Source organism: Paenibacillus provencensis (assembly GCF_042678545.1).
GTDB lineage: Bacteria > Bacillota > Bacilli > Paenibacillales > Paenibacillaceae > Paenibacillus > Paenibacillus provencensis.
The window spans coordinates 3,109,980-3,122,460 of the sequence record NZ_JBHTKX010000001.1 but is presented as its reverse complement, the minus strand read 5'-3'; the positions used below and the strand labels follow the sequence as shown (position 1 = coordinate 3,122,460).

Here is a 12,481-nt window from a genome sequence, read left to right as displayed (position 1 = left end):
CTCCTTATCGAACCGTCACTTTGGACAGATCGGCCTCAATGCCTTTAAGCGAAGCGTAAGTCAGCTTATCCATGACTGCACCGTCAAAGCAGATCGTTTTGATGGCACGGTAATACTTCTTGGACAGCGGGAACCCTTGGAATGATACATTTCTCAGCGTAGCGCCCTTGAACGAAACCTCATTCAGTCCTGCTTTGTTAAACTTGACACCGATAAACGTCTGCCCGTCAAAACACATGCCTCCCAGATCTGATTTGCTGAAGTCCACTCCGTCAAAGATACAATTCTGGAAGGTGGTCTCTCGAAGATAAGTCATACTCAGATTAACGTCTGTCAGTCGTGCGTTAAGGAATTTGGCTCCGGCCAGCCACGATTTGCTGTAGCTGGTACGCACAAGGATCGATTGATTGAAGCTGCCATTGGTGAGGTCAAGGGTGGAAAAATTGCAGTCCGTGAGGTTCGCGCCGTCAAAAATCGCATCACGTACATTGCTTGAATTAAATGAGCTGCCTGTTAAATCTGCATTCGTGAAATCAGAGCCTTGCAGCAAGCTTGATGAGAAATTTCCTTTGTATGCGGTGATACCCGCAAAGTCACTCTGAGGCAGGTTGCTCGCCTTTAAGTTGGTCACCACTTGCCGTTCCAGCGAGCGGGAGAGGTTAGCCACCTCGATCACCGTTTGTTCAATATCCCCAATGCTGTCGACTGTCATCTTAAAGGCAGTTTCATCGTCCTTGCCTTCAGCCTTGAGCTCACGGAACCGCTCCTCAAGATCGGAGAGCAGATCGCTCTTTAATTCGGTAACGCTCTTCACTCCATCATAGGGTGCGAACACACCGTTCAAATAACTCGTCAGCTTCTCATTCATACTTCCATCTCCTTATAATAAGTTTTCAAGCACACGCTTGGCGTATTCCCAGTTGTCTTTGTTGTGGACATAGATTGCCTTGCCCTTCTCGGTAACTCTGAAATATTTGCGTCTTCCACCCTGAGATTCGTCACCCCAGTACCACTCCACATCTCCATCATTCTCTAGCCGCCGGACGCTGGAGTACATTGTCGCTTCCTTTAATTCGTATTCGCCTCCCGAGCGCTCAGCAATCATCTTGACGATCTCATAGCCATAACGGTCAGCTTCGGATAACAATCGTAATATCATGGTATCCGTGTGTCCACGAAGTAAATCTGAAGTAATCTTGTTCTCACCCATATTTATCTCCTCCGTTAATTGTATAGTACAGCAAAGTACTTTGACAGTCAAGGTAGTATTTTAAATAAAATACCTTATTTATAATAAATGGGTGTTTCTGATTATTAATTGGATTCAAAAATGGATGGCGAATTGTACCGTGGAGCAATGAAATACGAATAAAAAGAGAGCAGCACGCAGTGACATTCACTGGTACTGCTCTCTATTACTAAGCGCCGGGCTTCTTCGGTATTCACTACGGCCGTAACACCAAACATTTCAAAAGCTGGTTTTTCCTCGATTCTGTAATTCATCTCCACATCTCCCCGGATTGAAATATGAAAGGATAACCGTGGATAGGCCTTAAGCGCAATTCCTTTTTCGCGTGCAGAAGTCGGCATTACACCATGCATTTTTTTGAACGCTCTGGAAAATGCCTCGGGTGATTCGTAGCCATGCTTCAGAGCGGTGTCGATGACTTTGGCATGACTCTGCTGTAGATCAAATGCGGCGAGGGTTAACCTTCTCCGGCGGATATACTCCGATAGCGGAACACCGGTTATAAATGAGAACATCCGCTGAAAATGATAAGTAGAGCAACAAGCCACTCTTGCCGCTTGATTGAGATCAATTTCTTCAGTTAAGTGTGATTCGATATATTCCATTGCATTATTCATCAGCTTCAGCCAATCCACGAGTAACCTCCTTTTCAATATACGGGATGTTGTAGGAAGGCACCTTGCAATCCGTGCACCGAAATATCATGATATTAAATAAGCTGCTGAAAAGATAAGATGGTAAACACTATTCCACATGCAAGAAGAAAAATCCCCCTAAATTTCACTTTAACCAGATCAGTATCGCCATTTTCATCAACAAATCTATTGAATGGCCAAGAATCCGGTTCGTATGAAATGTGAAAAGGTTAAATTAAGTATTGGATAGGCTAAGTTAGGTATTTTTCTTTGTTAATTGAAGAAGAGGCTATACCATTACTTAGAGTCGGTTTAATGTCGGTCAGTGGGACAATTCTCTTGGGGGGAGAACGATGGCTATATATTTTGTAAGGCATGGTGTTGACGATGAAGGATATCGTGGTGGCTGGAGTCAAAGAGGCCAGAATGTTGAGGGCTATAGACAATCAGATAAACTGGGCATCAGTTGCAGAGGGCATTGGATACGGCAAATGAGCTTGCCAAGGATCTAAATTAAAGACGGAGCGGGATATGACCCTGCTCCGTTTTTTCATGATTTGTTTAAGTTCCGATTCGCTTTTACATATTTGAGCTGAGCTACGATGATGACACTGATGATGACAAGGAGGAACCAGGAGCTGATCTTACTGAAGCTCACAAGCTGCCAGGCGTCATGCTGATCGGGGTACTTCCATCCATTAAAGAATGTTGCAATATTCTCCGCTGTCCAGATGAAGAAGCCTACAATAATAAATGCAAGTGTCAAGGGCATTCGGTATGTTTTGGCCCGGACCCGATAGATGATCCATGTCTTCCAGAACACAATAAACACAAGCAGTGTCAGCCACCAGCGGAAGTCAGGAATAAAATGATGTGTGAAGAAATTTAGATAGATCGCTCCGCCTAACAGCATCGAAGACATCGTCCCGGGCCATCCCGTCATGTCCATACGCAGCCTCCGCCATATTTGGCACATAAAGCTGGCTACACTTGCATACATGAATCCACTGTAGAGCGGAACACCGAAGATCTTCGTATATCCAGGCTCTGGATATGACCACGATCCCATCCACACCTTATATAGCTCCAGTACCAAGCCAATGACGTGAAATACGCAAATGACCTTGATCTCATCCATTGTCTCCAGTCCGGTTCGGTACATGAAATACTGCACGGCGAGCAATATCAACAGAATGGCATCGTACCGGTATAGGAAAGGAATCTCAATGACACTAGTTATGGCAAGCGTCCCAAAGATCGCAACAGGAAAGATACAGCTCATCGCCTGATGATATCCAAAATGGAGCAGCTGTACAATCGATTTCAAGTGATGTTTTCTCCTTTCCATACTTCAGATGAGTAAGATGCACTCTAATTAATGTAGAGCTTGCTTCCTTTCTTATCTTTAATTCATCTTACAGGTGTTATATGTTTGGAAAAATAGAAAATCGGTTGATTAAATTTTCTTGTTTTTAACGGTAGAAGCATCAACTAGTTATTGAATCAGCGCTTATGTTTATATTCTGTCAGGAAATATATGAATGCAAACAATGGTATTAGAACCCCCAGCCATGCACTCCATATCCAGCCGCCGTATGCATAGGTTAATCCTCCAAGAAATGATCCGGCCGCTCCGCCAATGAAGAATATTGCCATAAATATTCCGTTCAATCTCCCACTCGCTTCATTTCCGAGAGAGTATATGATCCTTTGGCTGACAACCAGATTGCCAGACACAGCCATATCCAGTGTGATTGCTGAGATGAATAGCAGCACCAGTGCGACGAAAGAATGGTCATGGAACAAGGCAATAAGCAGAAAAGAGCCAATTGCGGTTCCGATCGAGACGATGGTTAGGGTCTTTGTAAACCCTTTATCAGCTAATCCTCCAGCTATAGGAGCGGCTATGGCTCCTGCTACACCTACCAGGGCGAATAAAGCGATGCCGCCTTGTGTAAATCCGAAGTCGTTGGCAAGTCTGAGAGGGACAACTGTCCAGAAGAGGCTGAATGATCCGAACAAGCAGGCTTGATAAAATGCCCGGCGTCTCAATATCGGGTATTTTCTAAACAGTTGAATTAACGAGGCTACAAGCTGTAGATATGTTAATTGATTTTCCGGCTTTCGATGAGGTAAAGAACGCGCAAGCCAGATGGTCAACAGAGCCATGAGCACAGCAGACAGGACATAAATCATCCGCCACCCCCAAATGTCTGCGATGAAGCTTGCGGCAGGCCTGGCCAGCATGATTCCGAGTAAAAGGCCGCTCATTACATTGCCTACCACACGGCCTCGTTCTTGTTCATTGGACAAGTATGCGGCAAGAGGGACGAGAATTTGTGCGACGACGGAGCCCGTTCCGATGAATAAGGTTGCTGTCAAAAACAAAGGGGATTGCGTAGAAACGGCAGCTATGATGAGAGCGACGACTACAATGGAGAGAACGGAGACCATAAGGCGGCGGTTCTCAAGCTTATCGCTTAGAGGAACAATGAATAACAACCCGACCACATAGCCTATTTGGGTTAAAGTTACGATAAGTCCTGCGGTTTCAGTAGATAGGCCAAGTTCTGTGCTGATGGGACCAACAAGGGTTTGAGAATAGTAGAGGTTAGCGACAATCAGACCGCATGCGGTTGCGAAAATAATCATCATCGCAGTTGAAATCTTACTTTGCTTGGTTATATCGACCTCATTCATAAATAATCATTCTCCTTTAACTTTTTTGTATTAAGTAAACGCTACGTTCACTTAATCGTTGAACAAAATATATACTGAACGCATCGTTTTGTAAATACCCAATTTATCATTTATACTGGAGCAAAGGATAGAAAGGGGAATTGGATTGGCAAAGAAGGGGCGCCCAAGGGATGTGACAATTCAACATTCCATATTGTCTGTGGCTTATGAATTGCTGCTTGAAAGTGGATTTGAAGAGGTAACGATTGAAAAAATTGCTGAGAGAGCAGGAGTAAGTAAAGCCACCATTTACAAATGGTGGCCTAATAAAGCTGCTGTTGTTGCGGATGGTTTTTTTGAAGGAGCAGCTAGCAGGCTGCCTGTTCCGGATACGGGATCTGTTAAGGAAGATATATTAACTCATGCAATCAACCTGTCATTATATATGTCAGGCAAGGAAGGGAAAGTGATCTCCGAGCTGATCGGGCATGGGCAGGTGAATTCGACACTGATCGAAGTATTTAGACAATACTATATTCAACCTCGTCGTGCGGAAGCCGCAGGAATACTGAGGAAGGGGATTGAACGCGGCGAACTGAGTGCAGAACTGGATGTGGACTCTAGTTTGGATTTGCTGTACGGCCCTTTATTCTACCGCCTGCTAGTTACAGGAGAGCCGTTAGCCGAGGACAAGGTAAGACCCATCTTGTTAGCAGCATTCGACGGAATGAAATCGTTATAACCTATGGCATGAAATGGATTCACTCTATGGATTTTGAACTGAGAAGGCCGCTGGCCTTCTTTTTTTATTTTTGTGTGAGATGTCGATTTCCACTTCTATTGTTCGTTGTTCTTTTATAAGCAGGTGTTTTTGAAAAAAATATCCAATTATATGAAATGAAAACAGAGGAGATGAGGAATATGCATTTCGCCATTTCGAAGGACGGTACTCAAATCGCATATGACAAAAAAGGGAACGGTCCCGCAGTCATTCTTGTAACAGGTGCTTTCAGCTATCGAAAGTTTCCGGCGCAGGTAGAACTGACCGATCTGTTATCCGAGCAGTTTACCGTATACAACTATGATCGCCGGGGCCGTGGAGACAGTGGGGATACCCAGCCCTATGCGGTGCAGTGTGAGATTGAGGATCTGGAAGCTGTCATTCACGAGGCTGGAGGCTCGGCAGCTGTATGGGGGCTGTCATCAGGAGCCATCATTGCATTACAAGCGGCAGCAAACGGTGCAGCCATTACCAAGCTGGCTTTGCATGAGCCTCCATTTCTAGTGGAAGCTGATGGTCGCAAGGTCCCCGCGGATTTCCTTCAGCAAGTGACTAGATTGATTAAGGAGAATCGCCGAGCAGATGCTGTCAAATACTTCATAACCACGGGGATGGGAGCGCCAGCCTTTGTCGTCGGCATGATGCGGATGATGCCTGGTGTTTGGTCCAAATTAGTATCCATTGCTCATACACTGCCTTACGATGCAGCAATAAGTGATGAATACATGAAGGGAAGAGCGCTGCCTAGGGATCTATGGAGCTCTGTGAAGATACCGACCGCAGTGCTTGAAGGTACCGAGAGTCCAGCAGAGCTGCGTCAGGGAGCTGCTGCTCTTGCGAAGGTTCTTCCGAATGCACAGCTTGTCAGCAAGAAGGGGCTCGGTCACACCAAGAAACTGAATGCAAAGCTCATTGCATCCGAGCTGTCAGCTTTTTTTGCAGAAGGTCATTCGACTGCGTTTAGGATTGCAAAATAAATGCAGCACATTATTTTAGGAGAGATGTCGATTTGCGTGAATATCATTCGTTGTATACATAAGGAGCGAAGAACGACTCTGGCTATAGCAATCGGTGAGAGTCAAGCCAAAAAAAACGGAAACTCGAGCTGCTTCGCTTCACAATAAAACTTAGGAGGTAGTTAAACATGAGATTTATGATGATTGTTAAGGGAACAACGGATTCAGTGGCCGGCAAGCTGCCAAGCAAGGAGCTGATTGATGCGATGCACCGATATAACGAGGAATTGGCAAAAGCAGGAGTGCTGCTGGGAGGTGACGGCTTAGCACCAACCTCATCAGGAATTCGGATCTCCTATCCGGAGCCAGGCGGCAAGCCGAAGGTGGTCGATGGACCATTTACTGAAGCGAAGGAGATTATTGCGGGGTACACGCTCATCGAGGTTAAGTCAAGGGATGAAGCAATTGAATGGGCGCTGCGCATGCCGGATCCCCATGGATTCGGACAGGGCGAGATTGAACTCAGGCAAGTATATGGGATCGAGGATTTAACAGATGATATGGAGTTCATCGAGAAAGAAAATGCGCTGCGGCAGCGAATTGAGGAGTCCAGAAAAGCGTGACCAGAAGCAGCACGACGGGGACAATTGATGCCATATGGCGGATGGAGTCGGCGAAGCTGATTGCAAGTCTTACGAGAATGGTTCGTGATGTGGGTCTGGCAGAAGATCTTGCGCAGGATGCCTTGGTTATCGCTCTTGAGAAATGGCCGGAATCCGGTATTCCAGACAACCCGGGCGCCTGGCTGATGACAACGGCCAAACGCCGTGCCATTGATCTTATGCGCCGAAGCAAAAGGCTTGATCAGAAATATGAGGAGATAGCTAAGAATACAGATTTATATACGGAGGAGGACATGGATCGGAGGCTTCACGGGGAGATCAGTGATGATCTTCTTCGTCTGATCTTTATGACCTGCCATCCCGTGCTGTCACAAGAGGCTAGAGTTGCTTTGACTCTGCGCCTCTTATGCGGACTTACTACGGATGAAATTGCCCGTTCTTTTCTGGCAGCGGAAGCTACGATTGCTCAGCGCATTGTAAGAGCGAAGAAGACGTTAAGTGCTTCGAAGGTTCCTTTCGAAATCCCGGTAGGGGAAGAGCTGAATAAACGACTGTCCGCTGTTCTTGAGGTGATCTATCTCATGTTTAATGAAGGATATTCGGCTACCTCGGGGGAGCAATGGTTCCGCCCCTTGTTATGTCAGGAGGCTCTTCGACTCGGACGCATGCTGGCCGAAATTGCAGCGCTTGAGCCGGAGGTGCACGGCCTGGTCGCTCTAATGGAGCTCCAATCTTCTCGTCTGAAGACCCGAATCAATAAGGATGGGGCGCCGGTACTGCTGCTGGATCAGAACAGGGGGCAGTGGGATCATCATTTGATCAGACGGGGGCTTGCTGCCCTTGAACGTGCCCGCAAGCTGGGCCGTACACTTGGTCCCTATTCACTACAGGCGGCAATCTCAGCCTGTCATGCGGTGGCTCCTACACCTGAAGCTACAGATTGGATCCGGATTGCGGCACTATATGAAGCTTTGTCCCGAGTATCTCCTTCACCTGTGGTTGAACTAAATCGGGCGATTGCCGTATCAATGGCATTTGGTCCTGAATTTGGACTTCAGCTTCTCGACGAGTTAATGGGGGAGCCAGCGCTTAGAGGGTATCATTTGCTTCCGAGTGTTAGAGGAGATCTGTTAATGAAGCTTGGACGCTTCGATGAAGCTCGGACTGAATTGGAGCGGGCTGCTTCCATGACACGAAATGTCCGCGAGCGTGAGCTCTTGTTAGGCAGGGCTGCTGTATGCAGGGACAAAGGAAAGGGATGAAGGCATGAGAATGATGCTGATGATCAAAGCCACAGATTACTCCGAGACCGGTGTAAATTACAGCTCGGAGCACACGAAGAAGCTTCAAGAATACAAAACGATGCTGGCGCGAGAAGGCATACTGCTCGCAGAGGAAGAGCTTCAGCCGAGTACAAGAGGGATAAAAATCACGTATTCGCAAGATGGAAAGCCTGAGCTGCTGGCAGGTCCTTTTGAGGGGAACAGCAAGGAGCTTGTAGCAGCGTATTATGTGTTTGATGTGGAGACGGAGGAGGAAGCTGTGCAGTGGGCACTGCGAATGCCGATCGGGGCAGGTCAGGCTGGTCATGAGCTTGAGCTCAGATGGCTTGCAGAGAAGGGCGAACGGAAGCGAGAGCCTGTAATTGAAGGAATGGAAGCGGATCTGCAGGAGCAGCTGTATATTTATCAAAATCAGCCTAAAGGGAGCGAGCGAGTATGAATCAAGAAGTTACGGCATTTATTGAACAGATCAAGGAACCTTGGCAAAGAGATTTAGCTGTGAACCTGCGGAATGCGGTACATGCAGCTATACCGGAAGTGACGGAACGGATACAGTACAAGAAGCCACACTTTTTAAAAAATGGAAAGTATGCAGCTGTCATCTCCACTTCGAAAGAGGCGGTCAGCTTTACCATATTTAATGCAACAGGTCTTGCACTTCCAGAAGGGGAATTTGAAGGGCCTGAAGAAAGAAAAACCCGGAAGCTGCGTAAAGGCGACGCCATTGATCTGGATCAGCTGACAGAATGGGTGAGGCAGGCCTCTGAATCTCTTTAATAAGAGTAAAATGGAAAATACACAAATAAGAACTAGCTTCCGAAAGCACTAGACTATGCCTTGTCAAGCGTCCGGTGCTTTTTTTGCTGTATAAAAATAGGCGGTGGCTTGTGAAGTGAAACTATCGCGCATTAATGGTATCATTGCAGTTACAAGAATTGAAACGTGATAGCCAGAAGGAAGGTAACAAAGCGAAATGACGACAATGCTGAATCGGAAGAAGATTAAACTGATGTGCGGCAAGAAGTTTTATGAACGTGGTGAAGAATACTACAATGCGGGCATGGTAGGTATAACCTTATCGGACGCATCGGCGGGCAATTTTCAGGCCGTAGTTAAGGGCGGCGGCAAAAATAAATATGATGTTTCAATCCAGTTGAAGGCCGGAGGAGATATTGAAGCACAATGCACTTGTCCTGCCTACAATAATTACAATTATTATTGCAAGCATATTGCCGCTGCCCTCCTTCAGATTAATGAGATGCAGCAGGAGGGGCGCATTGAGGTGAACGCTTACCCCTCTTTGCTTCATCCCGAGACGGTTGTTCCAGAGGGGAGATTAACCCCGCGCTACCACAGAGAAGCGAGCGAGGAGCAGATCATAGAGGATGTGCTGGCTCTCTTCAGCAGTACGGCTAAGGTGAGTCCAGCTGCAAAATATATTATGGAGACAAGAGAGCCTCTGAGCATCGAGTATCTAATTAAGCTGGTTCCATACGGTCTGAACAAGCATATGATTGGATTGGAGATGAAGCTTGGAGCGAGGCGCTTGTATATCGTTCAGCAGATGAAGCAGTTTCTAAGCCGGATGCAGCATGGGGGATCGTATGTCTTTTCGAAGAATTTCACCTATAACCCCGAAGCTCATTATTTCAAACCCCATGACGAAGCTGTGTTGAAAGAGCTGATCCAATTGGAGCGTCAGGAGGAAATGTATCACGAGTCGTTAAACTCCTATCCGGGACGCGGCAAGAACCAGGACAGGCTGCTGCTGATTCCCCCGCTGGCGTGGGAACAAATCGCCCCACTGCTTCAGAATGTGCCTGAGGCATATACGCAGCAGGAAGAGCAGATATTCAGCGGAGTTTCCCTTACGGAAAGCTTGCTGCCGCTTGATTTTGAATTTAACAAGACGGACACAGGCGCAGGCTATGAGCTGACGGCTATGGGAATCCGTGATGTCCTGATCCTGCCTGAGTATCGGATGGCGGTGAAAAACGGCATTTTCTACAAAATGTCAGAGGAATCCGTCAGCCAGATCGCAGGCTTGCAGGAGAAGCTGTCACGTGTACATTTTCCGAAGCTCACGATACCTGCCAAGCAGATGGGACCTTATATCGAGAAGGTCGTCCCGGGTCTAATGCGGCTCGGACGAGTACATCTGGCAGAGGAAGTGTCCAGTCACATGGTCCAGGTGCCGCTGAAGGCAAGGCTGTATCTGGATCGCGTTCGGGACAAGCTGCTGGCGAGTCTCGAATTCCAGTATGGAGATGTCGTGATCAATCCATTGGAGGAGAAGGTGAGGCTCCCGGAGAACAAGATCATTATTCGGGACAAGTCACAAGAGGAACAAATTATCCGGCTGATGCAAACAAGTGATTTTACCCAGACGGAATCTGGATATTACCTGGAGAATGAGGATGCGGAATTTGATTTTTTGTATTACACAATGCCTCAGCTTGAGCAGCTGCTTGATGTGTATGCCACTTCGGCAGTGAAGATTAGGGTTCTGTCTGAGCCGGTCAGCCCGAAGCTTCATGTGGATATGGATGAGCGGACGGACTGGATGGAATTCAAATTTGATATTAACGGCATACCGCTGAATGAAATCAAGCACGTGATAGAGAGTGTGGAGGCAAAAAGAAGATATCATAGGCTGTCGAATGGGGCACTTATGCCCTTGTCAGCTTCTGCCTTTCAAGAGATTGTGAGACTCATGAACGACATGGGCTTTCGCAAGGGAGAGATCGATGACGGGATCATGAAGCTTCCGGTCGCAGCAGGTCTTAAGATAATGGACCGGGATCTGGGGGAGCAAGTACAGCTTGGCAGCAGACTGAAGGAATTTATAGGGAACCTCGCCCATCCAGAACATATGGATTTTCCCATTCCTGATAGGCTCGCTCCTATACTGAGGGACTATCAGAAGCAGGGCTATCAATGGATGAAGACGCTCGCCTCCTATCGGTTTGGCGGTATTCTGGCAGACGATATGGGACTCGGCAAAACGCTTCAGAGCATCACCTATATCGTGTCTGAGCTTCAAACCATACGGGAGCATAAGCAGCCCGTAATGATCGCAGCGCCTGCTTCCCTCATCTACAATTGGAAGAATGAGCTTGAGAAATTTGCTCCAGAGCTCACGACAATCATCGTAGACGGAACCAAACCGGAGCGACTGAAGATCATCCGTGAGCATACAGCGGTGGATGTACTTATCACCTCCTATCCGCTTCTGCGCATGGATGCGGATATGTATAGTGAAAGGCATTTCCATGCCTTTATTATGGATGAAGCGCAGGCGTTCAAGAATCATGCGACACAAACTGCACATGCGGTAAAATCAGTCAGTGCAAGACATCGTTTCGCACTCACCGGAACACCGATCGAGAACCGTCTGGAAGAGCTATGGTCTATCTATGACGTTGTCTTTCCAGAGCTGTTTCAAGGCAGAAAAGCCTTTAATGAGTTGCCAAGAGAAGTAGTTGCACGTAGAATCCGTCCGTTCCTGCTGCGCCGTGTGAAGGCAGATGTACTTGCGGAGCTGCCGGATAAGATTGAGTCCTTGCACACTTCCGAGCTGCTGACCGAGCAGAAGAAGCTCTATGTTGCCTTCTTGGCCAAGCTGCGGGCAGAGACCGTGAAGCATCTGAGCGAGAAGCAGTTCGACAAGAATCGAATCAAGATCTTGGCTGGCTTGACCCGGCTAAGACAGCTGTGCTGCCATCCTGGTCTATTTGTAGAAGGATATACGGGAAGCTCTGCGAAATTCGAGCAGCTGTTGGAGCTCATCGAAGAAAGCCGAAGCGCAGGCAAAAGGGTGCTGCTCTTCTCTCAATTTACTGAAATGCTGGGCATCATCGGCAGGGAGCTCGGGGCTCAAGGGGTTCCATTCTTTTATCTGGATGGGCAGACACCGGGCCAAGAGCGTGTTGAAATGTGCCAGCGCTACAACGAAGGGGAGAAGGATTTCTTCCTGATATCGCTGAAGGCCGGCGGTACAGGACTTAACTTGACGGGGGCGGATACCGTTATTCTGTATGATCTATGGTGGAACCCTGCGGTAGAAGACCAGGCAGCGAGCCGGGCACACCGGATGGGACAGAAGAACGTGGTTCAGGTGATCCGGCTGGTGAGCCGTGGAACGGTAGAGGATAAAATGTACGAGCTTCAGCAGCGCAAGAAAAATCTCATAGAAGAAATTATTCAGCCCGGTCAGGAATCATCATCCGCCTTAAGTGAGGAAGAAATCCGCGAAATACTGGCGATCTAGCATGT

11 protein-coding genes and 1 pseudogene are annotated in these 12,481 nt (G+C 47.5%); 7 read left to right on the top strand and 5 right to left on the bottom strand.

From position 1 onward, the window contains the following. Window positions 1-4 precede the first annotated feature (4 nt). The 5 genes and pseudogenes from ACFQ3J_RS15035 to ACFQ3J_RS15015 all read right to left on the bottom strand — a co-directional run bounded on the left by ACFQ3J_RS15035 (window position 5) and on the right by ACFQ3J_RS15015 (window position 4,584). Complete coding sequence (locus ACFQ3J_RS15035; protein ID WP_251582444.1) at window positions 5-868, bottom strand: pentapeptide repeat-containing protein; 864 nt, start codon at window positions 866-868, stop codon at window positions 5-7. A gap of 12 nt (window positions 869-880) precedes the next feature. Continuing rightward, window positions 881-1,210 (bottom strand): PadR family transcriptional regulator, encoded by a 330-nt coding sequence (locus tag ACFQ3J_RS15030; protein WP_091153288.1) that lies wholly within the window; start codon window positions 1,208-1,210, stop codon window positions 881-883. A gap of 224 nt (window positions 1,211-1,434) precedes the next feature. After that, window positions 1,435-1,884, bottom strand: a pseudogene (locus tag ACFQ3J_RS15025) (helix-turn-helix transcriptional regulator); the annotation flags it as partial. A 550-nt stretch (window positions 1,885-2,434) separates the two neighbouring features. After that, window positions 2,435-3,211 carry a DUF817 domain-containing protein gene (locus tag ACFQ3J_RS15020; RefSeq protein ID WP_251582443.1) on the bottom strand — a complete coding sequence of 259 codons (777 nt, stop codon included), beginning with the start codon at window positions 3,209-3,211 and terminating at the stop codon, window positions 2,435-2,437. A gap of 176 nt (window positions 3,212-3,387) precedes the next feature. Continuing rightward, on the bottom strand, window positions 3,388-4,584 hold the full coding sequence (locus tag ACFQ3J_RS15015) for an MFS transporter (protein ID WP_091153295.1): 1,197 nt from the start codon (window positions 4,582-4,584) through the stop codon (window positions 3,388-3,390). 172 nt (window positions 4,585-4,756) lie between these two features. Between ACFQ3J_RS15015 and ACFQ3J_RS15010 the strand changes: the two genes are divergently transcribed. The 7 genes from ACFQ3J_RS15010 (at window position 4,757) to ACFQ3J_RS14980 (ending at window position 12,476) form a co-directional block, all read left to right on the top strand. Continuing rightward, window positions 4,757-5,305, top strand: a complete 549-nt coding sequence (locus tag ACFQ3J_RS15010) for a TetR/AcrR family transcriptional regulator (protein WP_244533098.1) — start codon at window positions 4,757-4,759, stop codon at window positions 5,303-5,305. 179 nt (window positions 5,306-5,484) lie between these two features. Continuing rightward, window positions 5,485-6,321 carry an alpha/beta fold hydrolase gene (locus tag ACFQ3J_RS15005; protein WP_251582441.1) on the top strand — a complete coding sequence of 279 codons (837 nt, stop codon included), beginning with the start codon at window positions 5,485-5,487 and terminating at the stop codon, window positions 6,319-6,321. 167 nt (window positions 6,322-6,488) lie between these two features. Beyond that, window positions 6,489-6,923: a YciI family protein gene (locus ACFQ3J_RS15000; RefSeq protein WP_251582439.1), complete on the top strand. Its 435-nt coding sequence runs from the start codon at window positions 6,489-6,491 to the stop codon at window positions 6,921-6,923. Window positions 6,924-6,964: 41 nt separating this feature from the next. Next, window positions 6,965-8,185 carry an RNA polymerase sigma factor gene (locus ACFQ3J_RS14995; protein WP_285850103.1) on the top strand — a complete coding sequence of 407 codons (1,221 nt, stop codon included), beginning with the start codon at window positions 6,965-6,967 and terminating at the stop codon, window positions 8,183-8,185. A 4-nt stretch (window positions 8,186-8,189) separates the two neighbouring features. After that, window positions 8,190-8,645, top strand: coding sequence for a YciI family protein (locus tag ACFQ3J_RS14990; RefSeq protein WP_251582434.1), 456 nt, complete (start codon window positions 8,190-8,192; stop codon window positions 8,643-8,645). Further along, window positions 8,642-8,983: a DUF1801 domain-containing protein gene (locus tag ACFQ3J_RS14985; RefSeq protein WP_251582432.1), complete on the top strand. Its 342-nt coding sequence runs from the start codon at window positions 8,642-8,644 to the stop codon at window positions 8,981-8,983. The genes ACFQ3J_RS14990 and ACFQ3J_RS14985 overlap by 4 nt, the downstream gene beginning before the upstream one ends. Before the next feature lie 196 nt (window positions 8,984-9,179). Then, window positions 9,180-12,476, top strand: a complete 3,297-nt coding sequence (locus tag ACFQ3J_RS14980) for a DEAD/DEAH box helicase (RefSeq protein WP_251582430.1) — start codon at window positions 9,180-9,182, stop codon at window positions 12,474-12,476. Window positions 12,477-12,481: the final 5 nt, after the last annotated feature.

What these genes read in the sequence shown, in the direction of transcription:
- ACFQ3J_RS14995 (WP_285850103.1), top strand. Translation starts at nt 6,965, where the DNA reads ATGGAGTCGGCGAAGCTGATTGCAAGTCTTACGAGAATGGTTCGTGAT.
- ACFQ3J_RS14985 (WP_251582432.1), top strand. Translation starts at nt 8,642, where the DNA reads ATGAATCAAGAAGTTACGGCATTTATTGAACAGATCAAGGAACCTTGG.
- ACFQ3J_RS14990 (WP_251582434.1), top strand. Translation starts at nt 8,190, where the DNA reads ATGAGAATGATGCTGATGATCAAAGCCACAGATTACTCCGAGACCGGT.
- ACFQ3J_RS15005 (WP_251582441.1), top strand. Translation starts at nt 5,485, where the DNA reads ATGCATTTCGCCATTTCGAAGGACGGTACTCAAATCGCATATGACAAA.
- ACFQ3J_RS15030 (WP_091153288.1), bottom strand. Translation starts at nt 1,210, where the DNA reads ATGGGTGAGAACAAGATTACTTCAGATTTACTTCGTGGACACACGGAT.
- ACFQ3J_RS15015 (WP_091153295.1), bottom strand. Translation starts at nt 4,584, where the DNA reads ATGAATGAGGTCGATATAACCAAGCAAAGTAAGATTTCAACTGCGATG.
- ACFQ3J_RS15035 (WP_251582444.1), bottom strand. Translation starts at nt 868, where the DNA reads ATGAATGAGAAGCTGACGAGTTATTTGAACGGTGTGTTCGCACCCTAT.
- ACFQ3J_RS14980 (WP_251582430.1), top strand. Translation starts at nt 9,180, where the DNA reads ATGACGACAATGCTGAATCGGAAGAAGATTAAACTGATGTGCGGCAAG.
- ACFQ3J_RS15000 (WP_251582439.1), top strand. Translation starts at nt 6,489, where the DNA reads ATGAGATTTATGATGATTGTTAAGGGAACAACGGATTCAGTGGCCGGC.